Genomic DNA, 24,535 nt, shown 5'->3' with positions numbered 1-24,535 from the left:
CCTTTAAAACAAACCTGGCACTTCGCGTTGGGCAGCGCGCGCATCTACTGGCACCGGAAGCACCCGGCGTTCGGTGCGGGTGGAGGTGCTTTGCGTGGTTTGGCCTACGACCACCGGCGTGCAACTGCGCCCAGCCACAAAGTCCAACGCTGTCCGCAACGATGCCTCGAGCGGATCGCCCAATGGCCGGCTGATATCGTCCGCTGCCGCGCATGTGGCGCGCATCGTGCCCGCCAGTCCGGAATAATAGTCGCCCTGTCCGGCCGCATTTTCCTTGGCAAAGGCAACAACGCGAATGCGGTCATCGCACGCGGACTGGTCCACCGCGATTTGTCCGATGGGTTTGCCAAAACTGTTGCTACCAATCAGTGCCGCATTCACGCCCAAATAGGGCACGAAGCTGTTCATCACCAACTCGCTGGCCGAAGCGGTGGCACCGGTTGCAATAAAGGCAACTTTAATGGGTGAAACCGACTGCGTTTGTGGCGCAAAGCGACGGGTTTCGTTGTTGGATGATTTTGACGCGCGAAAACGCGTGACCGTAAAGATGTCGCTGGGCATGCGGTTGCCAGCCATCAGGTCGCCCATCAGTTCGGCCGTCGAAACCAGCCCGCCGCCATTGTACCGGAAATCGATAACAAAATTGGTGATACCCTGAGCCCGGAAATCGGCAAATGCGGTTCGCAACTGATTATCAGCAGTTGAAATAAACGTGCGCATGTTGATGTAGCCAACGCGCTGACCACCATTATCGATGACTCGCACGCCATAACGCGGTGACAATGGATCGATGTTATAGTTGGCCTTCGCCACCGTCACATTTCGCGCGCCGCCCGCGTCGGTAATGCGCAAGACCCGGCTTGTGCCAACCGTGCTCGGTCCAAGCGCGCTCGAAATACCACTTGTTCCCTGCGCGGTGATGATATCAACGACGGGCGTTAGATTTGCGGCGTCGGTTCCAATCGCCAGAATTTCGGTTCCGCGATCAATGCCCGCAGCAAGCGCAGGTGCACCCTCAAACGCCTCAATCACGAAAATCCGGTTGCCCTGATACGCCAGACGCACGCCCAGACCCGCCGTCGCACCCGATGCATAATAGGCGTTTTCTTCCCGAATGGACGTCACATAGGTAAAGTTTCGATCACGTCCCTGCGCACGCGCATTGGCGGTGAGCGCATCAATATAGGATTGCACAGATGTGTAAGGCGCCGTTGCCAATGACACCGGAAGGGTTTCTGGAAACAAATACCATTCATTCAAAACCGAAAAGGCAAAATCTTGCCGGCTGCTCAGGCTGCACGCCGACGATGTCGGTGGTGAAGTGGGCGGCGTTTGCGGAACTGTAACGTTTCCGCCGCCAGAGCTGCTACCGCCACCGCCGCAAGCCGTTAGGCCCGCAGCCAAGATGACAATGACATTTTTCAACGCGTCGTTTTTCATACCACGCATCTCCCCCTCAGATCGGTTTATGCAGTAACAGGTGCACGGGAAGGCGGCCGTCGGCAAGGTGGATTTCGCATAATAACGCAACTTCATGTAAAATTTTCAAACGTCATTCTTGGTCGGCCTATTCATTGGGCCAAGAGATAATTTGGGTCACTTGCCTTGTCTAAATCGTCACGCCCCTCATATTGAAGTGTTACTTCATCGAGACCCTCACCCATGCCACCTGAAGAATTTCGGTCCAAAGGACTGCGTGTACCCAGCGGGCGGCTTTCGCGCATCGCCCGTTTTGGCAACATGGCGACGGGCATTGCGGGAAGCATGTTGCTTGATGGTGCCAAGCAGTTTGCATCTGGGCGGCGGCCGACGATGGCGGATTTGCTTCTGACACCAGCAAACGCATTAAAGGTTACCCTGCAATTGGGACAAATGCGTGGCGCGGCGATGAAATTGGGTCAGCTTGTGTCCATGGATACCGGCGACTTCCTTCCGCCCGAGCTTGCGGATATATTCGCGCGACTACGTGCCGATGCGCAGCACATGCCACCAGCCCAGTTGAACGCGGTGCTTGCAGGGCATTGGGGCAGGAATTGGCGCGAACAATTCATTCGCTTTGACGACCGCCCCATTGCCGCAGCCTCCATCGGGCAAGTCCACCGCGCGCTGACCCTCGACAATGAAGATGTCGCAATCAAGATCCAATATCCCGGCGTCCGCCGCAGCATCGATAGCGATGTCGATAATGTCGCTACGCTGTTGAAGCTGTCGCATCTCTTGCCGAGCACACTCGACATCGCGCCATTGCTGGTCGAGGCAAAGCGCCAGTTGCATGAGGAAGCCGATTACATCCGCGAGGGCGAATATCTGGCACAGTTCGGGGCGCTTTTGGCCGATGACGCGGCGTACAAAGTTCCAGCGCTGCATTCGGCCTTAAGCGGCAAAAACGTGCTGGTTATGTCGTACATGGAAAGTGTCGCGATAGAATCGACAGTGACTGCCCCACAGGAAGAACGCGACCGGATCATGACGTTGCTGATTGAACTGGTCTTGCGTGAACTGTTTGAATTCCATGTCATGCAAACCGATCCGAATTTCGCCAACTACCGTTACGACCCGGTAACAGGGAAAGTCGTGCTTCTCGATTTTGGGGCAAGCCGCCCATTACCGAAAACGGTCGTCGACCAATATCGCCATCTGCTTCAGATGGGGTTGGCCGGTGACCATGATGGCGTTTTGGCGGCGGTCATCGATATGGGCTTTATGAATGCCCAGACGGCAAAGCTGAATAGCCGCGAGATCAAGACGATTGTCGCGACGGCAATCAACATGGTGCAGCAGCAAGGCCCGTTCGATTTCGGTCAGACAGGGTTCGTGGGCGACATGCGCGACGAAGGCATGAATATAGCCGCCGACCGCCGCAACTGGCACATCCCGCCGTCCGAAATGCTATTTGTGCAACGCAAGTTAGGCGGCGTGTTTCTGCTGGCAAGCCGGTTAAAGGCCCGTGTTGATGTGCGCAGCATGTTGGATAGTTATGTGTAATACATCCCGGATTCACTGCACGGCGACCGCACACATCGAATTATCGGAAAAAACGATTAGTCATTGCAAAAACGGTTGCTGGACTAAATGATAGAATTGGTGTTGGGGAGCGTCAGAATTTCAAAAACCACCATCGAAAGGATTTTACATGGGTATCATCGGTTCAAGCATTAAGCCGTTCACAACGCAGTCGTACAAGGCTGGCAAGTTCGTTGAAGTTTCCGACGCCGACGTAAAGGGCAAGTGGGGCGTTTTCTTCTTTTACCCTGCTGACTGGACATTTGTATGTCCAACCGAGCTGGAAGACCTTGCTGACCAATATGCGGACCTGCAAGCCATGGGCGTTGAAGTATTCGCAGTGTCGACCGACACGCATTTCAGCCACAAGTCATGGCATGACAGCTCGCCAGCGATCAGCAAGATCAACTACCACATGCTTGGCGACCAGAACCACGTCATCAGCAACAACTTCGGCGTATTGCGCGAAGGCCAAGGCCTTGCCGACCGTGCGACCTTCGTCGTTGACCCAGACGGCGTGATCCAGGTCATGGAAATCACCTGTGAAGGCGTTGGCCGCAACGCGGTTGAACTCGTCCGCAAGATCAAAGCTGCGATCTACGTGCGCGAGCACCCCGGTCAGGTTTGCCCTGCGAAGTGGGAAGAAGGCAGCGAAACGCTTGCGCCTTCGATCGACCTCGTCGGTAAGATCTAATATATATTCGGGTGCCGCGTTCTTTAGCGCGGCACCCACCCCGATAGCCGACCAATTTAGCCGCCATCCGTCGCGGCGTGACCGTGCTTGTTTGAAAGAGACCCAAGATGCTTGATGCTGCCACCACTGCCCAGTTGAAAACATATTTGGCAAACCTGCGCACCTCAGTTGAGCTCGTCGCGACCCTCGACGACAGCCCCAAGTCTGCGGAAATGCGCGCGCTGGTTGAAACCGTCGTCGAACAGTCGCACCTGCTGACCGCGCGTTTTGATGGCCATGCGGATCGCGTGCCTTCCTTCGCCATCCGCCGCGCCGATGGTACTGCTGAAACGCATTTTGCGGGCCTGCCTTCGGGGCATGAATTCACATCTTTGGTCCTCGCGCTGCTGCACATGGGCGGACACCCGCCCAAGGAAGAGGCCGAGTTACTCGATTCAGTGAAGGCGCTTGAAGGCGACTTCCACTTCGAAACATTCTTTTCGTTGTCGTGCCAGAATTGCCCTGACGTTATTCAGGCTATCAACATCATGGCCGCGCTCAATCCAAGCGTCAGCCATGTCGCAATTGATGGCGCGATGTTCCGCGAAGAAGTTGAGACCCGCAAGGTCATGGCTGTCCCTGCCATTTACCTGAATGGTGAACCCTTTGGCCAAGGCCGGATGGACCTCGCGCAGATCATGGCGAAGCTCGACACCGGCACCGTTGCCCGCGCTGCGGAAAAGATCGCAGCCAAGGAACCGTTTGAAGTTCTCGTCGTCGGCGGCGGTCCAGCCGGCGCAGCGGCCGCGATTTATGCGGCGCGCAAGGGTATTCGCACCGGCGTTGTCGCGGAACGATTTGGAGGTCAGGTGCTCGATACGATGGGCATTGAGAACTTCATTTCGATCCAGCACACTGAAGGGCCAAAACTGGCGGCGCAATTGGAACAGCATGTCCGCGAATATGACGTCGACATCATGAACCTTCAGGCCGCGACAGAGCTCATCCCCGCTGCCGAAGGCGGCTTGCATGAAGTAAAGCTCGCGAGCGGTGCAACGTTAAAGGCACGGACGATCATATTGTCGACAGGTGCCCGTTGGCGGCAAATGGGCGTTCCCGGCGAAGAAGAATATCGCAACAAGGGCGTGGCATATTGCCCGCATTGCGATGGTCCGTTGTACAAGGGCAAGCGCACCGCCGTCATTGGTGGTGGTAACTCCGGCGTTGAAGCGGCCATCGACCTTGCAGGCATTGTGTCCCACGTCACGCTCGTCGAATTTGACTCGCAACTGCGCGCAGATGCGGTGCTGCAAAACAAACTGCGCAGCCTGCCCAATGTCGACATCATCACGTCGGCATTGAGCACGGAAGTATTGGGCGACGGCGAAAAGGTTGAGGCACTGGTCTACACCGACCGTCTGACCGGGGATTCGCATCGCATCGACCTTGAAGGCATCTTCGTGCAAATCGGGCTGGTTCCGAACACCGAGTGGTTAAAAGGACCGCTGCAGCTTTCGCCCCGCGGGGAAATCGAAATCGATGCCCATAACGCAACGAATATCCCGGGCGTTTTCGCTGCTGGCGACGTTACGACTGTCCCGTACAAGCAAATTATCGTCGCAATGGGCGAAGGCACAAAGGCAGGCCTGTCTGCGTTCGATCACATCATCAGGCATTGATGGTACTGGCGCTGCGGACTGGGAACATGCGTTCTCGGTTCGCGGCGACGGGATAATGTTTCGCCTTTAGAAATGCTTTCGTCGAAATATGCTGTTAATATGGGTTAAGTTCCGCCATCACGCGAACTTCGATATCCATCTCCCCTCACAGGTGAAAAAATGCGCAAGCTACTCATTCTGTCGTTGATGCTATGTGTCGCTGCCTGTGGCGGCGGTGAAGAAAAACGCGACCGCCCTGCGCCATTGGTCACACTGGGTGCCGCAACGGAGCATGTCTTTTCGGACCGCTACGTTGCCGTTGGCACTGCAAACGCCAATGAGCAGGTTTCGGTTCGCGCGCCAGTCACTGAACGCATCACGCAGCTTGGTTTTTCGGACGGCGACTATGTGCGGCAGGGCCAGATGCTCGCCGTTCTGGCGCAAGGGCAGGAAACAGCCTCACTCGCCAGCGCGCAAGCGCGTGCGCGCCAAGCCGATCAGCAACTGGCCCGGATTAGTGAGCTTCACCGCCGCGGCTTTGCAACCAACGCCAATCTTGAGGCGCAAACCGCATCAGCCGCATCGGCAAAAGCCGCCGCCAATGAAGCGCGCGCAACGATTGGCGACCGCGTTGTGCGGGCACCCTTTTCCGGCCAAGTGTCGCTGCGGCGCATATCGGTTGGCGCAGTTGTCAGCGCCGGAGACGAAATTGCCGCCATCAGCGACCTGAGTGCAATTAAACTGGATTTCACGATACCCGAAACGATGTTGGCGAACGTCCGCGTTGGCCAAGACATCAGTGCGAAGGCTGCGGCTTTCCCCGATTATGTCGCTTCAGGCAAAATCATTGCGATCGATCCCGTGGTGAACCCGCAAACGCGAACCGCCACGCTGCGCGCGATATTGCCGAACCGCAACGGACAGTTAAAACCGGGAATGTTGCTGTCGGTCACGATCACATCGAAAACGCGCACCGCCCCCGCTATCCCCGAACTCTCGCTCGTCCGTGAAGGCGATGTGAGTTTTGTCTACACGCTGGATGCTGATCAAAAGGCGAAGCGTATTGAGGTTAAGACCGGCACACGCGACGGCAATCTGGTCGAAATCGTCAGCGGGCTTAAAGTCGGCGACAAAATCGTAACCGAAGGCGTCGTGAAGCTGTCGGATGGTGCCAAAGTGCGCACTGGAAAAGCCAAAACTGGCGAAGCCCCCGCAAAAAATAAATGATGCAAGGTTGAGATGACACTTTCCGACATCTCGGTCCGCAGACCCGTATTCGCAGCCGTAATTGCGATTCTGATGGTGCTGGTCGGCATTGTCGGCTTTTTAAGCTTACCCGTGCGCGAATATCCCGACACGGAACCCCCGATTGTGTCGGTTGGAACCGCCTATACCGGCGCTGCCGCCAGTGTCGTCGAAACGCGGGTGACACAGGTGCTGGAAAATGCGCTTGCCGGTATTGAGGGCATTCAAACGATTACGTCCCGTTCGCGCGACGGGCAGTCCGAAATCACCATCGAATTCGCGCCGGGCCGAACCGTCGACAGCGCTGCGAACGATGTCCGCGACCGTGTCGGCGGGGTGGCGGATGATTTGCCCGAAGAAGTGCTCGCGCCTGAAGTGCGCAAGGTCGATGCCGATGCATCGCCGATATTGTTTCTCGTGGTGTCAAAACCGGGTTGGTCGCGGCTTGAACTCAGCGATTATGTCGACCGCAATCTGGTAGACCGCTTCTCCGCCGTCGATGGCGTCGCGCGTGTGTTTGTGGGCGGCGAAGCGCGGCCATCGATGCGTATTTGGCTGCAGCCAGACCGCCTTGCGGCATTGGGCCTCACGCCGCTTGATGTGGAAAATGCGCTGCGCAGCCAAAATGTCGAACTGCCCGCCGGTCGCTTGGAGTCTACTGATCAAAACGTAACCCTGCGCGTCAGCCGACCATTTGGGAATGAAGCCGAGTTTCAGCAGCTTATCGTCGCACGCGGAGCCGACGGTTCGCTCATTCGTCTGGCGGATGTGGCGCGCGTCGAAACCGGTCCGGAAAATCCCTATGCGGCATTCCGGTTGAACGGCGAATCTGCGCTTGGCATGGGCATCGTTCGCCAGTCGGGCGCGAACACTTTGGCCGTCGCCGAAAGCGCAAAGGCGCTCGCCGAACAAATCAAAGGCGATTTACCGCAGGGAATGACAATTACCGTTGGGTCGGATGACTCGCTGTTCATCAGCAAGGCGATCAGCGGCGTGTGGACCACCTTGGCAGAAGCGGCGGCATTGGTGGTCTTGGTCATCTTCCTGTTTTTGGGCAGCTGGCGCGCAACGCTTATTCCGGCGATCACCGTGCCCATCTGCTTGCTCGCGACCTTTGCGGTACTGTGGATGTTCGGATTTTCCATCAACCTGTTGACGTTGCTAGCGCTCGTGCTTGCGATTGGGCTGGTCGTCGATGACGCCATCGTCGTGTTGGAAAATGTCTATCACCGGATCGAACAAGGCGAGCCTCCCCTTGTCGCCGCGGTGACGGGCACGCGGCAGGTCGCTTTTGCGGTCGTATCAACCACCATCGTCGTCTGCGCTGTTTTCGTGCCCGTCATGTTTCTGGCAGGCCAGACCGGCCTTTTATTCCGCGAGCTTGCAGCCGCAATGATTGCCGCCATCGCCTTTTCAGGCTTTGTCGCGCTCAGCCTTGCGCCGATGCTGTGTTCGAAGCTGCTCAAGCAGGAAAAGCGCGGACGTGTTGCATCTTGGGTAGACGATAAATTCCAACGCGTGGAAACGCGCTATTCGGATATGTTGTCCCGCGCGATTGCCAAGCCGTTGGCGGCGATGCTTGGCGTCATTGGCTTTTTGGTTGTTGCAGGCCTTTTGTTCACGACGCTTCAGTCCGAACTCGCACCAGCCGAGGATGTGGGCGTCATAAGCGTCAACATTGCAGCGCCAGAGGGCACTGGCTACAACGCCATGGACAAATATATGTTGGATGCGTCCAAACCGGTTTTGGGGCTGCTCGAAAAGGGTACGGTTCGGTCCATCATTCAACGCACGCCTGGCGGCTTTTCCGCAAGTGATGACTTTAACTCGGGCACCTTCCTTATCTTCCTGAAACCATGGGAAGAACGCACCGAGAAGACCGAAGATGTCGTCGCACAGGTCAATAAAATCCTTGCCGATCTTCCCGCTGTGCGCGGCAATGGCGCGGCGCGGTCGTCTATCGGACGGGGGCGCGGTCAGCCGCTGAACTTCGTCATCGCAGGGTCCACTTATGAATCCCTAAGCGTTGCGCGTGACAGGATATTGACCGCGGCGCGGGAAAATCCCGGCATTGTGAACCTCGATTCCGACTATAAGGAGACGAAGCCGCAAATGGAGATTCAGGTCGACACGGCACGCGCTGGCGACCTGGGTGTATCCGTTGCCGACGTCAGCCAGGCGCTCCAGTCGCTATTGGGGTCGCGCCGAGTCTCAACCTATGTTGATCGCGGCGAAGAGTATCGCGTGATTGTTCAGGCCGATGCGCAAAACCGCGCAACCGCCGAGAATTTGGCGGCTATCCAGCTGCGGAGCCGCGATGGATCCTTGGTGCCGCTCGCCAACCTCATCACCTATAAAGAAACCGCCGGCGCACGCGACCTTGGCCGTTATAACAAGCTGCGCGCCATTACGCTGTCGGGCGGATTGGCACCGGGCTATTCAATGGGGGAAGCACTGGCATTCCTTGAAGAGCAAGCCGCAGCATCGCCAGAAGTGCTCGCCGTTGGCTATCGCGGTGAAAGCCAAGCATATAAGGAAACCGGCGGATCCATCATCCTCGTGTTTTTCCTCACAATCCTGTTGGTGTATCTTGTTTTGGCGGCGCAGTTCGAGAGCTTCGTGCACCCTGCAACCATTATCACCACCGTTCCATTGGCCGTCGGCGGTGGTATCATTGGACTTGCGCTGACCGGGATGACGCTCAACCTCTACAGCCAGATCGGTATCGTCATGCTCGTGGGGCTTGCGGCAAAGAACGGCATTCTGATTGTCGAATTTGCAAACCAGCTGCGCGATGAAGGTTTGGAAATTCTGGAGGCGATCCAGCAAGCTGCAGCGCGCCGTTTGCGGCCAATTCTGATGACCTCGATTGCGACGGTATTCGGCGCAATCCCGCTTGCTATTGCCAGTGGCGCAGGCGGCGCAGCACGGGCCTCTATCGGGGTGGTCATTGTCTTCGGCGTAACGCTCGCCACGCTGATTACGCTTGTTCTCATCCCGCTCATTTATGCGCGGCTTGCGAAATATACGGGATCACCAGAAGCGGTCACGCGTCGTTTGCAGCAGGAACTGGCTGAACAGGAAAAAGGCACGGCCTGACGGTTACCGCAAGGGCCTCTCAATGGGCCCGCCCTTTGACGCTGTGACTTCGTCACTTCTTAACATGTTCGGATTAGATGGCGACCTGCACAGGCGCATCGACTGCAGGACCCCGACATGCACAAAAATATGGTTATCTTTGGCACGCGGCCAGAAGCCATAAAGTTATTTCCTGTTGTCAATGCGCTGGCTGGTTACTCTGACATGCACACTGAAGTTTTAGTGAGCGCGCAACACCGGCAGATGCTTGATCAAGTGCTGGCCATCAGCGGCATCGTTCCGGATTATGACCTCGACCTCATGCAACCCGGGCAGTCGCTTGATGCGCTCACAGCGCGCTTGTTGGAGGCTATTGGCCGTGTGCTCGATTCCGCAAAACCGGACCGTGTGATCGTCCAAGGCGACACCGCAACCGCCATGGCTGGCGCACTCGCCGCTTATTATCGCCAAATTCCCGTGAGCCATGTCGAGGCGGGTTTGCGTAGCGATAACATTTATCAGCCATGGCCTGAGGAAGTGAATCGCAAGATTATCGGCACGATTGCGGATCAGCATTTCGCGCCAACCGCTGTGTCTGCGGCTGCGCTTACCGCAGAGGCGGTATTGCCTAAAAACATCTTTGTCACCGGCAACACAGGGGTTGATGCGCTGCACTGGGTAACGGATCGCATCGCGCAAAACCCAGCATTGGCAGCAAACCTTGCGCCATATGAAGAACGGTTCCGTGGCCGCAAGATCATTGGCATCACCGCGCACCGGCGGGAAAATTTCGGCGATGGTATGGACAATATCGCATCGGCCATTCGGACCATTGCGGCGCGGGACGATGTCGCATGCATCTTCCCCGTGCACATGAACCCAAATGTGCGGGCAGTGATGGAAGCCGCGCTGGATGATTTACCCAATGTCGCGATGATCGAACCCTTGGACTATCCCAACTTCGCCCGCTTGCTGTCGCTATCGCACATCATGTTAACCGACAGCGGCGGCGTTCAGGAAGAGGCCCCCGTGCTTGGAAAACCGGTGTTGGTCATGCGCGACACCACCGAGCGCCCGGAAGGCGTCACAGCGGGCACAGCCAAGCTAATCGGCACCGATAAAGACCGCATCATTTCCGAAATTCTCACGCTTTTGGACAGTGATGCCGCTTATTCAGCAATGGCGCGCGCGCACAATCCATTTGGGGATGGTCACGCAAGCCAGCGCATAGCGGAGATCATCGATCATGCCCGTCGTCGAGAAGGCTGACATATGCGTGGTCGGCTGAACCTGCCGACGCAAGACTTGTTCCTGTCATGATAAAGGCATAAGGCGCAAGCAATCGGCAGTCGCCTCCAAAAGGGTATCGTAATGAAAATCGCAATGATCGGTTCGGGCTATGTTGGCCTTGTATCTGGCGCATGTTTTGCAGATTTCGGGCATGAAGTTATCTGTGTCGACAAGGATGAGGGCAAGATTGCGCGTCTGAATGCCAATATCATGCCGATTTACGAACCGGGGCTTGATACTTTGGTCAAGACCAATGTCGATGCCGGCCGCTTGACCTTTTCAACCGATGTCATGCAATCGGTCAAAGGGTGCGGCGCGATCTTCATCGCCGTTGGCACGCCGTCACGCCGCGGCGATGGCCATGCGGACTTAAGCTATGTCTATGCCGCAGCCGAAGAATTGGCGCGCGCAATTGATCCGGGCACGGTTGTTGTGACGAAGTCCACGGTTCCTGTTGGCACAGGTGACGAGGTTGAGCGCATCATTCGCGAAACCAGCCCTGACCTTGAATTTGCCGTTGTTTCCAACCCGGAATTCCTGCGCGAAGGCGCGGCCATTGGTGACTTCAAACGCCCCGACCGCATTGTTGTGGGCAGCGATGTCGAATGGGCCCGCGATGTCATGCGCGCGATTTACCGTCCCTTGTTCCTGAATGAATCGCCCTTGCTGTTCACCAGCCGCCGTTCGTCGGAGCTGATCAAATATGCCGCAAACGCATTTCTCGCGACCAAGATCACCTTCATCAACGAAATGGCGGATCTATGTGAAAAACTGGGGGCCAATGTGCAAGACGTCTCGCGCGGCATTGGCTTGGATAACCGTATTGGACCAAAGTTCCTGCATGCAGGGCCCGGCTATGGCGGCAGCTGCTTTCCAAAAGACACGCTGGCGTTGCTCAAGACGGCACAGGATAATGAAACCCCCGTTCGCGTGGTGGAAGCGGTCGTTCAGGCAAATGACCTTCGAAAGCGTGCCATGGGCCGCAAAATCATCAACGCCTTGGGCGGTGATGTGCGCGGCATGAAGGTTGGGTTGCTTGGCCTGACGTTCAAACCCAATACCGACGATATGCGCGATGCCCCGTCGATTGCGATTGTCCAGACGCTGCTGGATGCCGGCGCCATCGTGCACGCCCATGATCCCGAAGGCATGGAGGAGGCCGCCAAGATCTTGCCCGACGTGGTGATGACCGCCAGCGCCTACAGCGCAGCGCAAGATGCGCATGCCGTCGCGCTAGTCACGGAGTGGGATGCCTATCGTGCGTTGGACCTTAAAAAGCTGCATACCGCGATGGCAGGCGACGTGCTGGTCGACCTACGCAACATCTATCGCCCGGAAGAAGCGCAGGCCGCAGGGTTCAATTATGTCAGCGTTGGCCGCTAAGCCAACGGACTTAATTTACCTGCCGGTCATATCCCGCCCAATAAGGTGCGCGTAAATCCTTGCGCAAAATCTTGCCCGATGCGTTGCGCGGCAGGGCTTCGATGACATCCACCGAACGCGGTACCTTGAACCCTGCGATGCGTTCGCGGGCCCAGTTCATCACGCTTTCAACATCAACCTGCGCGCCGGGTTTGGGCACACAGACAGCCTTCACCGCCTCGCCCCATTTGGCGTCTGGCACGCCGATGACGGCGACTTCCAGAACATCGGGATGGCCGTAAATCGCGCTCTCGACCTCAGCGGGGTAGACATTTTCGCCGCCTGTGATGATCATGTCTTTGACGCGGTCGTGAATGTATAAATAGCCGTCTTCATCCAGATATCCGGCATCGCCCGTTTTAATCCAGCCGCCATCGGCGACCGTGCCTTTGGTTGCATCAGGCAAATTCCAATAGCCGATCATATTGTTCGAAGACCGCGTCCACACTTCACCGACCTCTCCCACCGGCATGTCGTTGCCCGCGCCATCAACAATGCGCAGATCAACGCCGGGCAAAGGCTTTCCGGCCGAGCGCATTCTTTTGTTGCCATTGGGGTCATGGTCTTCGGGCGGCAACATGCAGATTGTGCCGGTCGTTTCGGTCATGCCATAAACTTGAATGAACTGCGCGTTGAACACATCCATAGATTGCCGCAGCAGCTCGAGCGGAATCGGCGCTGCGCCGTACAGAATATATTTCAGACGGCTGTAATCGACCGAGCGGCAGCGCGGGTGATTGACCATCATTTGCAAGGCGGCAGGCACAATGAACAACCGCGTCGCGCCGCCTTTTTCGATCGCGTCAAAAACCGCATCCGGCGAAAATTCAGCCTGAACCAACCCCGGCAAGCCAGACGCAAGTGCCATGATGCCAAGCCCCGTCCCGCCAATATGCGCGCAAGGCATGGCGATAAGGACGACTTCATCATCCTCCCATTTGGTATAGGCATGTTCGGAATCGGCAGAATGCTTGCGCAGGGCAAACAGGTTGCGGTTCGACAGCACCGCGCCCTTCGGATTACCCGTCGTCCCTGAAGTGTAGAGCTGCAGCACAGCATCATCCGGGCCAGCAGGTTCAAACGCAGCGCGCGGTGTCGCATCGATCATCCGCCGCGCGTCATCTTCCGCAATGACACGCTCAACACCCGGAACGTCTTTGGCAAGTGCCTGAACGCCCGCGTCAAACCCCTGCCCCGCGAACAAAACGCGTGCGCCGGTGTCTTTCGCAATATATGCCCATTCAGCAGGCGCAAGCCGCCAGCCAATCGGCACCATGACAATGCCAACGCGTGCCGCACCGTAAAACAGCGAGAAATACAGGTCGCTGTTTTTGCCAATCCACGCAATGCGGTCGCCTTTTTTAAGGCCCATAGCCATCAGCATCGACGCAATTTTTGCGGTGTGCTCTTCGAGCCCGCCATATGTAAAAGCGCGGTCATCTTGCGATAAAGCCGGCCCATCGGGGCGGTCCTTTGCCCAAAGGGTTAGAAAACCGTCAAAGGTCAATATGTCGAAATCGGCCACGGCCATGTCATCTCTCCCAAGATCGGGCCGCGTTTGGCAGAGGCCCTGATGTATTTTGTCGAGAGATTATAGCCAGTTGTCAACAAACGGATTACGTCTCGGTTTCCGCCTTAGAATGCGAGGATTAAGGCGAAGCCAATATTTATCGGCGATCAAATCTGGCTAAGCGCGGAATATCAGCAGTAGATTGTTCGCGGGCATTTCGACGATCTGGTCGAGGCGCAAGCCATTCTCGCTGGCGGTTTCGTTGATTTTCTCCACGGAGCGCAAACCCCATTCGGGATTTTGTTGGCGCAATGACGCATCAAATGCAGCATTGCTCTGCGCGAGGGGAACATCGCGCTGGCGGAATGGCCCATAAATGCACAGTGGTTCGGACGGGCCAAGCGTTCGGGCTGTATTGCGCAGCAATCCGACGGTGGCCGCCCAGGGGCTGATATGCACCATGTTGATGCACAGCACGGCATTGGCATTCGTAACGGGCCAATCGGACGCGGCATCGAGCAACAACGCGGGTAAGACATTCGCGGCATTCTCATCCGCACGCCACGCCTCAATCGACGCCACAGCGATAGGATCAGGGTCAGTCGGCTGCCATGTCAACGCGGGGAACAGCTTGGCAAAGTGCACCACATGTTCGCCTGTGCCGCTCGCGATTTCGAGCACGAGCCCGTGGTCGGGCAGCAGTTTTGCAAGCGCTTGCGCAATCACATCGCGGTTACGCACGGTCGCTGGCGCGTGCCGCTTTACCTCGGGGCCGCGTTCAAACACAAAAGGCTGCGGCGTGGTCATTCCGCCGCAACTGCCTGTTCAGGTTCGCGCCACACGAGCACGGGCTTTCGCGCAGCTTGCGTTTCATCCAAGCGACGGCGTGGCGCATGATGTGGCGCCGATTTCAGCATCGGATCCCCTGCCTTCGCCCGTTGCACGACCGAGCGCATCGCGCCAATAAACTGGTCAAGCGTGGCCTTGCTCTCGGTTTCGGTCGGCTCAATCAACATCGCGCCATGCACGACGAGCGGGAAATAGACCGTCATCGGGTGATAGCCTTCGTCGATTAGCCCCTTGGCGATGTCGAGCGTTGAAAAGCCCTCGGCCAAGCCATTATCGCTGAACAACGCCTCATGCATACATGGCCCGCTATGCGCGAAGGGCGCATCAAGGACATCCTCAAGACTGCGCAGGATGTAATTGGCGTTCAACACGGCGTCTTCGGCCACCTGACGCAAACCATCGGCGCCATGCGACATGATGTAGGACAAAGCGCGCGTGAACATGCCCATTTGGCCATGGAAGGCAACCATGCGGCCGAAGCTGTGCGGATGGCGCGCGCTGGCAGTTTCTTCTTCGACCAACGTATAGTGCCCGTCTGCGTGGCGCTCGGTAAATGGTATCGGACCAAAAGGTGACAATGCTTCCGATAAAACGACCGGCCCCGAACCCGGACCACCACCACCATGCGGGGTGGAGAAAGTCTTATGCAGGTTGATGTGCATGGCATCGATACCGAGATCGCCCGGACGTACCCGGCCGACGATGGCGTTAAAGTTTGCTCCATCGCAATAGACATATCCGCCAGCAGCGTGGACCGCATCTGAGATGGCTTTCATGTCCCGCTCGAACAGGCCGCAGGTGTTCGGATTGGTAATCATCACGCCCGCAACATCGGGGCCAAGCCGCGCCTTCAGCGCCGCCAAATCGACACGGCCTTCTGACGTTGCCGGAATATTCTCGACCGCATAACCGGCAAATGCAGCCGTGGCCGGGTTGGTGCCATGCGCGCTTTCGGGGACGAGGATAACGCTGCGCGGGTCGCCGCGCGCTTCGAGTGCCGCTTTGATAGCAAGGATACCGCACAATTCGCCGTGCGCGCCGGCTTTCGGTGTCATGGCTACGCCATGCATGCCGGTCAGTTTTATCAGCCAAACCGCCAGCTCGTTTATCACCGCCAATGCGCCTTGCACCGTTTCAACCGGCTGCAGCGGGTGGACATCGGCAAAGCCCTCCATCCGCGCGACTTTCTCGTTGAGCCGTGGATTATGCTTCATGGTGCAGCTGCCCAACGGGAAGAAGCCCAGGTCGATGGCGTAATTCTGACGGCTGAGGCGGGTGTAATGCCGCACCGTTTCGGGTTCAGACAGGCCGGGAAGGCCAATGTCGCGATTGCGGGCCAAATTGCCAAGGCGCGGCGTGACCTTCGGCGCGTCGGCCAGATCAACGCCGGTTGTTCCGGTCGTGCCGATTTCGAAAATCAACGCCTCTTCCAGCATCAGCGCCTTGTTGCCGGTATATGTCGCGGGGCCGGCTTCGCCCGCCCTGCCCATTTCCGGCTTCCAACCGCTTTGATTGATCGTGCTCATGCCAATACCTCGTGCAATGCGGCCGCAAATGTTTCGACATCCTCCATGGTCGCGGCTTCGGTCACCGCGACGACCAGACCCTTGGCGAGCGCATCTGCATCCGGATATAAGCGGCCTAAGGAGACGCCGCCCAAGACTTTCCGGTCGGCCAATGCCCGCACGACGGGGCGTGCTTCCTTTGGCAGCTTCAACGTAAATTCGTTGAAAAATGTGTCGTTGACGAGCTCAACGCCAGCGATTTGCGAAAGCCTGTCGGCGGCTTGAACAGCTAGGCCGTGGTTGAGTTCCGCCAATCCACGCAGCCCTTTTTCACCCAGTAACGTCAGATGAATGCTGAAGGCCAATGCACAAAGGCCTGAATTTGTGCAGATATTTGATGTCGCCTTTTCACGGCGGATATGCTGTTCGCGGGTGGACAGCGTCAGCACAAAACCGCGCTTGCCCTCGGCATCCACGGTCTCACCGCACAAGCGACCGGGCATTTGGCGAACGAACTTCTCCTTGCACGCAAATAGTCCGACATAAGGCCCGCCGAACTGAAGGCCGACGCCAAGCGACTGCCCCTCACCCACAACAATGTCTGCGCCCATTTCCCCCGGTGCCTTGATGGCACCCAATGCGACGGGTTCCGTCACGACAGCAATCAGCAGCGCGCCATGTTCATGCGCCTTGGCCGCAACCGCCGACAGATCTTCAATACGGCCAAGGATGTCCGGATATTGCACAACAACGCAGCTTGTCTCGCCGTCGATAGCATCCAGCAAACGTGCGCTATCCGTGGCAGGTGAAAGCTCTGGCAAGGCCGTGTCCAGCGTATCGCCGGTATATTGGGCCATCGTTTTGGCCACGCTGACATAATGCGGGTGCAGCCCCGACGAGAGTACAGCTTTGCTGCGCTTCGTGATGCGGCCAGCCATGCCAATGGCTTCCCAGCATGCGGTCGAACCATCGTACATCGAGGCGTTGGCCACATCGCAGCCAAACAGCCGCGCAACCTGCGTCTGGAATTCGAACAGCATCTGCAGCGTGCCCTGCGCGATTTCGGGCTGATACGGCGTATAAGCCGTCAGGAATTCGCCGCGCTGGATGATATGGTCAACACTGGCCGGGACATGATGCTTATACGCGCCTGCGCCTAAAAAGAACGGCGTGTGCGACGCGGTCATATTTTGCCGCGCGAGATTGGAAAAATGCCGCTCCACCGCCATTTCGCTGGCATGGTTGGGTAAGCCATGGATTGGCCCGTCCAGCTGCGCCTCCGCAGGCACATCGGCGAACAAATCATCAATCGATTTGGCCCCAATGACACCAAGCATGGCCTGACGGTCGGATGGGGTGAGCGGCAAATAACGCATTTCAATCTCCATGGCCCGCAGGTTGCGGACGGATTAGCTTAAAGTCCGTCGACAAATGCCTTGTACGCGGCGGCATCCATCAGGCTGTCGAGCTCGCTTGTGTCGCTGAGCGTGATTTTGAAGAACCAGCCTTCGCCTTCGGGATCGTTGTTCACCAACGCGGGGTCGCCTTCCAACGCGCCATTGCCCTCAATCACGGTACCGCTGACGGGTGCGTAGACATCCGACGCGGCCTTGACCGATTCCACAACCGCAGCATCGCCACCTTTTTTCAGCGTCGCGCCAGTCGCGGGGACTTCAGCGAACACGATGTCGCCCAACTGGCTTTGTGCATAGTCCGTGATGCCAACAGTGGCGCTGTCGCCGTCGACTTCGATCCACTCATGATCTTCGGTGAAATAACGGGTCATGTGTGCGCTCCTTTGCGATGATAATGATGTGGGACGAAGGGTAAGGGTGAAACCGTGACGGACACACGCTTGCCGCGCACCTCCGCCTCAAGCGTGCTGCCGGTGGCGTTATGGCCAGCGTCAATATAGCCCATGGCAATCGGTGCGCCGACGCTTGGGGCGAATCCACCGGACGTAATGACGCCAACCTGCGCATCGCCTGCAAAAACAGGTGCGCCTTCGCGCACGGGCATTTTGCCGTCGACCGAAAGCCCGACCAGCTTGCGTGCGGGGCCATTGGCCAAGGCATTCAGGATGCGGTCAGACCCGAAAAACCCGCCCTCGGCACGGCGGCGCTTCGACACTGCGAATGCTGCGCTGGCTTCGACAGGGTCAAATTCGGGCTTCATGTCATGGCCGTACAGCGGCAGGCCTGCCTCAAGCCGCAAGGAATCGCGTGCACCAAGGCCAATGGGCTTTACTTCAGGCTGCGCACAGATTTGGTCCGCAAGTGCCTTTGCATGGGCCGCCGGCACCGAAATTTCGAAGCCATCTTCGCCGGTGTACCCCGAACGGCTGATCCACAGCGGCTCGGGATCGGTCTTGGGTCCCCAGAAGAATGAACCGGCCTCCATGAAGTAGAGCGCGTCGACACCGGGCACCACGCGTTTCAATGCATCCACGGCCTTTGGACCTTGCAACGCCAATAGCGCGCGGTCATCCATGTGGTTGATGGTGATCTCATCGGGCAAATGCTCCCGCAGATGGCCCATATCGTCCCATTTCACCGCGCCATTGACGACCACATAAAGGCCCAAAGGCACGGCCGTAATCATCATGTCGTCCAGCACGCCGCCGTCTTCATCCAGAAGCAGCGAGTAACGCATCTTGCCTTCTTTAAGCGCGGATATGTCGCCGGGGACCATCGCCTCAAGTGCTTCGGCCGCGCCGTCACCGGTCAGCATCAGCTGCCCCATATGGCTAACATCGAACAGCCCCGCATTCTCGCGCGTCCAGATATGTTCGGCCATGATGCCTTCATATTGGATCGGCATGTGATAGCCGGCAAACTCGACCATGCGCGCGCCTTTGTCGCGGTGCCATGCGTCGAGCGGCAGCTCCAATATTTCGATGGGTTCTAGTTCGAATTCGTCTTCTTCGCTCATATCAGTCCGTTCAAGAGTCGCAGCGACCGACGCCGGTTGGCGCATAGTCTGCTGCCCCCTCTGTCACGGGTACCTGAGAGCTTTATCCGCCTTGGTTGCCATCAACGATGGCAAAGGCAGGTTACACCTTCGGTGGCATGTCGTTGCAAATGGCAAAGACATGCGCTTTCCAGAGTGTCGCAAAAGCCGAAGCGGTCCTTTTGCCTGAGAGATTCCGGGGCGGTTGCTCCTTCGGCGGTCCCTGAAAGGGACGCTCTCCCGCTTCGTCAGCGACGACTCTGCATTGGCCTTACGGCCTTGGAGAGTCAACCAGCCAGCGTGTTTATCGATTCATTTTCGTGGACAAACACGCCATCGTCGCCCGCTTTTGCCAAATTGGCGATGGCCTTTGCGACTTTGCCGGACGGCGTGGACGCAAATTTCTGCATCGGTCCAAACATCAAAATGTCCACCAATGGCGACAGCAATATACCCAATGCCTCGCCGGGACGGCGGTCATCACGATGCCCGCCCGTCAGCAGACTGGGCCGCATGATATCAAGGCGTTGGAAGCCGATGTTGCGCAGCCCCTGTTCCATTTCCGCTTTCGTTCGCAAATAGAAACTGCTGCTCGCGGGCATCGCGCCGACCGACGATATCGTAATGAAATGCAGCGCGCCGGCTTCATGGCTTGCCTTGGCAAAGGCGAGCACCAGATCATGGTCAACCGCCCGGAAGGCTTCGCGCGATCCGGCTGTGCGTATCGTCGTCCCTAAACCGGAAATGGCTACGTCAGGCTGTATGCGTGCCACAATCGCTGGCCAGTCAGCGGTTGGCGCGACATGCTCCTCTATATCCGGCGCAAATGTGTGCGATGGTCGGCGCGACACGAGGTGGACCGCAAATCCCGCGCGCGCCAAGTTCTCCGCCGCCTGTTTGCCCACTAGGCCTGAACCGCCCGCGATGACGATCTTGCGGCTCATGCGATGGTTCCACAGATTTCGCGGTGCCGGTCGGTGGCATAACGGTCGGTCATGCCCGCAAGAAAATCCGCGATATGGCGGCTGCGCTGGGGTTCTTCGCTGGGAAGGCTGCCGCGCCATTCATCCGGCAATAATGCAGGATCGTCGCGATAGGCGGCAAACAGTTCACGGACAATTTTGGTTGCTTCTTCCGCCGCCGCCAGTTGCGTGGGATGGTGATACAGCTTTTCATACATGAATGATTTAAGCTGCCGTTCGCGCGCCGCCATTTCGGCCGAAAACCCACCGATCATGACACCGGCTTTGCGGACGTCATCAGCGGTTTTGATACCCGCCTGTGCGATTCTGGCGCGTGTCGATTCAATCACATCATTGACCATGACGCCAATCTGCTGGCGCGTCAGCTCGCCAATCAAGCGGCGTTGGGGCACGCCCGGATAGCGGTCCAAAATCGCTTCCCAACGCTGTGCCACAAAAGGCAGATCCAGCAGCTGGTCGATGTCGAGCAACCCTGCCCTGATGCCATCATCAATGTCGTGATTATCATACGCAATATCGTCGCTGATCGCTGCAATCTGCGCCTCAAGCGATGGCCAGTCGGTCAGGCTCAGGTCAAACTGTGCGTTGACTTCGGACAATGCCCAGCCCGGACGGGCAACGGGTCCATTATGCTTGGCCAGCCCTTCCAGCAATTCCCAGCTGAGGTTCAGGCCCGGCCATGACGGATAAGGCGATTCCAGCTGCGTGAGTGTGCGCAACGTCTGCGCATTATGGTCAAACCCGCCAAATGGCTTCATCGTCGCCTCCAGCGCATCTTCGCCAGCATGGCCGAAGGGCGGGTGCCCGATATCATGCGCCAGACATAATGCCTCGGTCAGATCTTCATTCAGCCCAAGCGCGCGGGCAATGGTGCGGCCAATTTGCGCGACTTCAAGGCTGTGCGTCAGGCGCACACGATAATGGTCGCCGTCGGGTGAGATGAACACCTGCGTTTTGTGGCGCAGCCGCCGGAACGCAATCGAATGAATGATACGATCACGGTCACGCTGGAATATATCACGCGGGCCCCGAATATCGCGGTCGGGCTCGGGATGGAATCGGCCGCGGCTGTTGCCGGGAAGTGATGCGTAGGAAGCCAGTTGCGACATGCAGCGCTTATGCAACCAAGCCGCCGCGACAGGAAGCCTATTTTACTTTTAAGGCATTCACTGGAACGCCAATCTCGCTTCTCCACATAAATGCGTCGCCGCCCGCTTTCTTAAAGTCGCCTTCCCACTTTTTGGCGGCCTTAACATCGGGGAACGGGCCAACCAGCAGTCGCGCGGTCCTGCCCCAGGGTGATGTCCACGGCTTCTGCGCTTTGAACAATATGGGGTTGTTCTTCGTTAGCTTGCGATAGTCGAAACCAAGCCCACTGGCTTCACCCGTTGCGATTTGCACCCAGATGCGCGCTGGATTTGCGGCCTCTAACTTCGCTTTAGCGGCGGCTTTCGGGTCAATTTTGGCGGCTTTGCTGACGTCGGCCGCTGCCTTGGTCGTCACGGGCTTCAGCTTTTTCAAATCGACCGGAATTTCCGAAGGCCGTTGCTCGCTCTCCGGAATTTCGATGGCGCCAACAATGGCATCCAGACTGAAGCCCGCCGAGGCAGTGGAAGCCGGCACAGCTGTTGGTGCCGCCATGATTATAGCGGGAGCGGGTTGCGGGGGCGTTGTCGCCGCAAGCGATAGCGGCTCTTGCGCGGTTGGCGTTGCTGCCGCGACCGTTACGGCCGGTTCAACCTTTGCAATAACAGGATCGGGCCGGGGCGTTGTTGGAACCGCGGCCTGAACTGCCACACGTTCCTGCGGTTTACGGTCTGGCTTGCTCTGTGGGTTTGTTCCAAGCGGCGCGCCTGATGGAATGAGGCGGTTTTGACCGGGGGCGATGGCAGGTTGCTGCGCGGTTGCGGCAACACGGCGGACCTGTTCGCTGTCACGTCCGACCGATTGGCTGGTTGGAAAATGTCCCAGATGAATGGCGGCGGCCTGCTGCGCGCCGGTTAAATTTGGCATCAAGCGGAAGAACCGCTCCATCTTTTGCGCCGATGGTGCATCCATGAAGCCCAGCGCAACCTTGTTGGATTCGCGCAAGTCACCACGCGCGGCCAACATAAACGCCCGGGCGCGCCATGCCGTCGGACTATTGCGCTGCAAAAGCGGCACGAGCATGGCGTCGGCCTGTTCCTTTTGCCCCGCCAGCGAAAGAGAGACGGCCTGACGGATGATGATGTCATCCGTTGATGCCACGGTCCGCGCCAATTGATAATCCTGCTGTGCGCGTCCGAAATTGCCCAGCAAATCAAACGCCAGTGCGCGGTCGGCGGCAATCGAACGTTCGCTCGCGCCCAACCGGACGGCATCATCAAACAGGCGCAAAGCCTCAAACGGGTTTTCTTTGCGCACCGTTGCTATGGCCAGGCCGGACACGATCCGGCTGTTATTCGGCCGTGTCGCATTGGCGCGCGTGAAGAAGTTGAGCGCGGCATTGGCATCACCCAACAGCAAAGAGGCATTACCCGCATCCGCCAAGGCATCTGCATCGCTTGGGCTAAAAGAAATGCGCCGCATCGCGTCACGCAGCTCCACCGCGCCAGCGGGCTCGACAATATTTGGTACGACCGCAGGCGTTTGCTGATCAAGCGCCTCGAGTGCGCTTTCATCCACAGCCTGTGCATGCACGGCGGGTGAAAGCCCACCGGCCAAAAATGCCAGCGCGCTGCAGAAGCCAAGTCTACGTAACATTATAACATCCATGACTTTCTATGTAGCCGCCGGCTGCCGAACACAAAGCGCATTCACGCTTTGGTCCGACAAACGGTTGCATAGAAACGACAAGATGACGGTGCGCTTGCCGCGCGTCTTATGAGTTGTTCTGACGGTCAAGAAAGCTTGGGAAGCCGATACCATTGCCGCCTTCATTGCGCTTTTCTTCATCGTCTTCCGAACGGGTGAGACCACGCGACAGGTTGGACATGCGTTCAAACAATGTGCCGCCTGTGGGAATGCGTGGTGCAGCGCGAACGGGCGGCTCAGTCACGTCGACTGGCTGCGCAGACGGATAGCCTTCGGTCGCAGGCGTATCGAGGTCAAGTGCGTCGGCATTTGCCCAGGAATCCCGTGGGCTGTCATTGTCGCCTGCATATTCCGATGGTGCAACGTCTTCTGCTTCATCTTCTTCGATTGCAACAAAGTCGCTACCCAGTTCCAAGCTGTCATCGTCTGCTTCGTTTTCGAATTCAGCGGTGGCCGTTTCTTCCACTGCTGCTGTATCGGCTGTGTTTTCAAACAAAGATGTCGCAGCAGGTGCAACTTCAACGACAGGCTCAGGGGCAGGTTCAGGTGCAGGTGCAGGACGGCTGAATGAGAATGGCGTCCTTTGTACTGCCGGTGTCGCGGTCAAGCCTTCGCTATCAATGCCTGTTGCGACAACCGAAACGCGGATCTTGCCGTTCAGATTCTCATTGAATGCCGAACCCCAAATGATGTTCGCGTCAGGATCAACCAGTTCACGAATATGGTTGGCCGCTTCGTCAACTTCCATCAGGCGCATATCTTCGCCACCGGTAATCGATACGATAACGCCCTTTGCACCCTGCATCGACACGCCGTCGAGCAACGGGTTGGCAATGGCTTTTTCCGCCGCTTCGAGCGCGCGGCCGTCGCCTTCGGCTTCACCCGTGCCCATCATGGCCTTGCCCATTTCGTGCATGACTGAACGGACGTCGGCAAAATCGAGGTTGATGAGCCCCGGCATAACCATCAGGTCGGTGATGCCACGAACGCCCTGCTGCAACACTTCGTCGGCAAGCTGGAATGCTTCCTTAAATGTTGTGTTCGGGTTGGCGACCAGGAACAGATTCTGGTTCGGAATAACGATCAGCGTATCAACATGCTGCTGCAATTCGATGATACCCGATTCTGCGGACCGCATGCGGCGCGAACCTTCGAACATGAACGGCTTGGTCACGACACCGACCGTCAAAACGTTCATTTCGCGCGCAACCTTGGCGATAACAGGTGCAGCGCCCGTTCCGGTGCCGCCACCCATGCCAGCCGCGATAAAGCACATGTGGCAACCGACAAGCGCCGCTTTCACTTGCTCCAGCGTTTCTTCAGCCGCAGCGCGACCAACTTCGGGCCGTGAACCGGCGCCAAGACCCTGTGTGATTTCAGGTCCAAGCTGAATGCGATATTCAGCAGGCGACGCGTTCAGCGCCTGTGCGTCGGTGTTGGCAACAACGAAGTCGACGCCTTCTACCCTTGCGCTAATCATGTTGGCTACGGCGTTACCGCCTGCTCCACCGACACCAATAACGGCAATTTTTGGCTTCAACTCGTCAACCATGGGTGGACCGATATTGATGCTCATA

General features: G+C 57.6%; 18 protein-coding genes and 1 riboswitch. Of the genes, 7 read left to right on the top strand and 11 right to left on the bottom strand.

Annotated elements, in window-relative coordinates; all coding sequences use genetic code 11:
• Positions 1–3: 3 nt before the first annotated feature.
• Positions 4–1,440: a S41 family peptidase gene (locus tag ACIQ5B_RS00440; RefSeq protein ID WP_397597287.1), complete on the bottom strand. Its 1,437-nt coding sequence runs from the start codon at positions 1,438–1,440 to the stop codon at positions 4–6.
• Between the two features lie 222 nt (positions 1,441–1,662).
• On the opposite strand from ACIQ5B_RS00440, the gene ACIQ5B_RS00435 reads away from it, so the two are divergent.
• The 7 genes from ACIQ5B_RS00435 to ACIQ5B_RS00405 all read left to right on the top strand — a co-directional run bounded on the left by ACIQ5B_RS00435 (position 1,663) and on the right by ACIQ5B_RS00405 (position 12,330).
• Positions 1,663–2,985: an ABC1 kinase family protein gene (locus ACIQ5B_RS00435; RefSeq protein ID WP_397597286.1), complete on the top strand. Its 1,323-nt coding sequence runs from the start codon at positions 1,663–1,665 to the stop codon at positions 2,983–2,985.
• 148 nt (positions 2,986–3,133) lie between these two features.
• Complete coding sequence (ahpC, locus tag ACIQ5B_RS00430; RefSeq protein ID WP_397597285.1) at positions 3,134–3,697, top strand: alkyl hydroperoxide reductase subunit C; 564 nt, start codon at positions 3,134–3,136, stop codon at positions 3,695–3,697.
• Between the two features lie 107 nt (positions 3,698–3,804).
• The gene (ahpF, locus tag ACIQ5B_RS00425; protein ID WP_397597284.1) at positions 3,805–5,355 is read left to right on the top strand and encodes an alkyl hydroperoxide reductase subunit F; all 1,551 of its coding nucleotides are present in this window, start codon (positions 3,805–3,807) and stop codon (positions 5,353–5,355) included.
• Between the two features lie 159 nt (positions 5,356–5,514).
• Positions 5,515–6,561, top strand: a complete 1,047-nt coding sequence (locus ACIQ5B_RS00420; RefSeq protein ID WP_397597283.1) for an efflux RND transporter periplasmic adaptor subunit — start codon at positions 5,515–5,517, stop codon at positions 6,559–6,561.
• A gap of 12 nt (positions 6,562–6,573) precedes the next feature.
• A complete protein-coding gene (locus ACIQ5B_RS00415) occupies positions 6,574–9,678 on the top strand; it encodes an efflux RND transporter permease subunit (RefSeq protein WP_397597282.1) in 3,105 nt (1,034 codons plus the stop codon).
• 117 nt (positions 9,679–9,795) lie between these two features.
• Positions 9,796–10,926 carry a non-hydrolyzing UDP-N-acetylglucosamine 2-epimerase gene (gene wecB, locus ACIQ5B_RS00410; protein WP_397597281.1) on the top strand — a complete coding sequence of 377 codons (1,131 nt, stop codon included), beginning with the start codon at positions 9,796–9,798 and terminating at the stop codon, positions 10,924–10,926.
• 102 nt (positions 10,927–11,028) lie between these two features.
• On the top strand, positions 11,029–12,330 hold the full coding sequence (locus tag ACIQ5B_RS00405) for a UDP-glucose dehydrogenase family protein (RefSeq protein ID WP_397597280.1): 1,302 nt from the start codon (positions 11,029–11,031) through the stop codon (positions 12,328–12,330).
• A 10-nt stretch (positions 12,331–12,340) separates the two neighbouring features.
• Here ACIQ5B_RS00405 and ACIQ5B_RS00400 read toward each other — a convergent pair whose 3' ends face one another.
• From ACIQ5B_RS00400 to ftsZ, 10 genes are all read right to left on the bottom strand, one after another.
• A complete protein-coding gene (locus ACIQ5B_RS00400; protein ID WP_397597279.1) occupies positions 12,341–13,900 on the bottom strand; it encodes a fatty acid--CoA ligase in 1,560 nt (519 codons plus the stop codon).
• A 156-nt stretch (positions 13,901–14,056) separates the two neighbouring features.
• On the bottom strand, positions 14,057–14,686 hold the full coding sequence (locus tag ACIQ5B_RS00395; RefSeq protein WP_397597278.1) for a DUF938 domain-containing protein: 630 nt from the start codon (positions 14,684–14,686) through the stop codon (positions 14,057–14,059).
• Entirely contained in the window at positions 14,683–16,254 is a 1,572-nt protein-coding gene (gcvPB, locus tag ACIQ5B_RS00390) for an aminomethyl-transferring glycine dehydrogenase subunit GcvPB (protein WP_397597277.1), read from the bottom strand. The genes ACIQ5B_RS00395 and gcvPB overlap by 4 nt, the downstream gene beginning before the upstream one ends.
• Complete coding sequence (gcvPA, locus tag ACIQ5B_RS00385) at positions 16,251–17,609, bottom strand: aminomethyl-transferring glycine dehydrogenase subunit GcvPA (protein ID WP_397597276.1); 1,359 nt, start codon at positions 17,607–17,609, stop codon at positions 16,251–16,253. The genes gcvPB and gcvPA overlap by 4 nt, the downstream gene beginning before the upstream one ends.
• 38 nt (positions 17,610–17,647) lie before the next feature.
• Positions 17,648–18,019 (bottom strand): glycine cleavage system protein GcvH, encoded by a 372-nt coding sequence (gene gcvH, locus ACIQ5B_RS00380; RefSeq protein ID WP_395628780.1) that lies wholly within the window; start codon positions 18,017–18,019, stop codon positions 17,648–17,650.
• Positions 18,016–19,164, bottom strand: coding sequence for a glycine cleavage system aminomethyltransferase GcvT (gene gcvT / locus ACIQ5B_RS00375; protein ID WP_397597275.1), 1,149 nt, complete (start codon positions 19,162–19,164; stop codon positions 18,016–18,018). Before gcvT ends, gcvH begins: the two co-directional genes overlap by 4 nt.
• 182 nt (positions 19,165–19,346) lie before the next feature.
• A riboswitch (glycine riboswitch) is annotated at positions 19,347–19,435 on the bottom strand.
• Positions 19,436–19,469: 34 nt separating this feature from the next.
• Positions 19,470–20,126 carry an NAD-dependent epimerase/dehydratase family protein gene (locus ACIQ5B_RS00370; protein WP_397597274.1) on the bottom strand — a complete coding sequence of 219 codons (657 nt, stop codon included), beginning with the start codon at positions 20,124–20,126 and terminating at the stop codon, positions 19,470–19,472.
• Positions 20,123–21,274 (bottom strand): deoxyguanosinetriphosphate triphosphohydrolase, encoded by a 1,152-nt coding sequence (locus ACIQ5B_RS00365; protein ID WP_397597273.1) that lies wholly within the window; start codon positions 21,272–21,274, stop codon positions 20,123–20,125. Before ACIQ5B_RS00365 ends, ACIQ5B_RS00370 begins: the two co-directional genes overlap by 4 nt.
• Positions 21,275–21,311: 37 nt before the next feature.
• A complete protein-coding gene (locus tag ACIQ5B_RS00360; RefSeq protein ID WP_397597272.1) occupies positions 21,312–22,907 on the bottom strand; it encodes a hypothetical protein in 1,596 nt (531 codons plus the stop codon).
• A 118-nt stretch (positions 22,908–23,025) separates the two neighbouring features.
• Positions 23,026–24,534 carry a cell division protein FtsZ gene (gene ftsZ, locus ACIQ5B_RS00355; RefSeq protein WP_397597271.1) on the bottom strand — a complete coding sequence of 503 codons (1,509 nt, stop codon included), beginning with the start codon at positions 24,532–24,534 and terminating at the stop codon, positions 23,026–23,028.
• Position 24,535 lies beyond the last annotated feature (1 nt).

This window comes from Sphingorhabdus sp., assembly GCF_044374345.1.
Lineage (GTDB): Bacteria > Pseudomonadota > Alphaproteobacteria > Sphingomonadales > Sphingomonadaceae > Sphingorhabdus_B.
Note: the sequence above shows the minus strand (reverse complement) of the source record. Positions and strands in the feature narration are given on the sequence as shown.

Coding starts and splice junctions, on each gene's coding strand:
- ACIQ5B_RS00440 (WP_397597287.1), bottom strand. CDS start 1,440: ATGAAAAACGACGCGTTGAAAAATGTCATTGTCATCTTGGCTGCGGGC.
- ACIQ5B_RS00435 (WP_397597286.1), top strand. CDS start 1,663: ATGCCACCTGAAGAATTTCGGTCCAAAGGACTGCGTGTACCCAGCGGG.
- ahpC (WP_397597285.1), top strand. CDS start 3,134: ATGGGTATCATCGGTTCAAGCATTAAGCCGTTCACAACGCAGTCGTAC.
- ahpF (WP_397597284.1), top strand. CDS start 3,805: ATGCTTGATGCTGCCACCACTGCCCAGTTGAAAACATATTTGGCAAAC.
- ACIQ5B_RS00420 (WP_397597283.1), top strand. CDS start 5,515: ATGCGCAAGCTACTCATTCTGTCGTTGATGCTATGTGTCGCTGCCTGT.
- ACIQ5B_RS00415 (WP_397597282.1), top strand. CDS start 6,574: ATGACACTTTCCGACATCTCGGTCCGCAGACCCGTATTCGCAGCCGTA.
- wecB (WP_397597281.1), top strand. CDS start 9,796: ATGCACAAAAATATGGTTATCTTTGGCACGCGGCCAGAAGCCATAAAG.
- ACIQ5B_RS00405 (WP_397597280.1), top strand. CDS start 11,029: ATGAAAATCGCAATGATCGGTTCGGGCTATGTTGGCCTTGTATCTGGC.
- ACIQ5B_RS00400 (WP_397597279.1), bottom strand. CDS start 13,900: ATGGCCGTGGCCGATTTCGACATATTGACCTTTGACGGTTTTCTAACC.
- ACIQ5B_RS00395 (WP_397597278.1), bottom strand. CDS start 14,686: ATGACCACGCCGCAGCCTTTTGTGTTTGAACGCGGCCCCGAGGTAAAG.
- gcvPB (WP_397597277.1), bottom strand. CDS start 16,254: ATGAGCACGATCAATCAAAGCGGTTGGAAGCCGGAAATGGGCAGGGCG.
- gcvPA (WP_397597276.1), bottom strand. CDS start 17,609: ATGCGTTATTTGCCGCTCACCCCATCCGACCGTCAGGCCATGCTTGGT.
- gcvH (WP_395628780.1), bottom strand. CDS start 18,019: ATGACCCGTTATTTCACCGAAGATCATGAGTGGATCGAAGTCGACGGC.
- gcvT (WP_397597275.1), bottom strand. CDS start 19,164: ATGAGCGAAGAAGACGAATTCGAACTAGAACCCATCGAAATATTGGAG.
- ACIQ5B_RS00370 (WP_397597274.1), bottom strand. CDS start 20,126: ATGAGCCGCAAGATCGTCATCGCGGGCGGTTCAGGCCTAGTGGGCAAA.
- ACIQ5B_RS00365 (WP_397597273.1), bottom strand. CDS start 21,274: ATGTCGCAACTGGCTTCCTACGCATCACTTCCCGGCAACAGCCGCGGC.
- ACIQ5B_RS00360 (WP_397597272.1), bottom strand. CDS start 22,907: ATGTTACGTAGACTTGGCTTCTGCAGCGCGCTGGCATTTTTGGCCGGT.
- ftsZ (WP_397597271.1), bottom strand. CDS start 24,534: ATGAGCATCAATATCGGTCCACCCATGGTTGACGAGTTGAAGCCAAAA.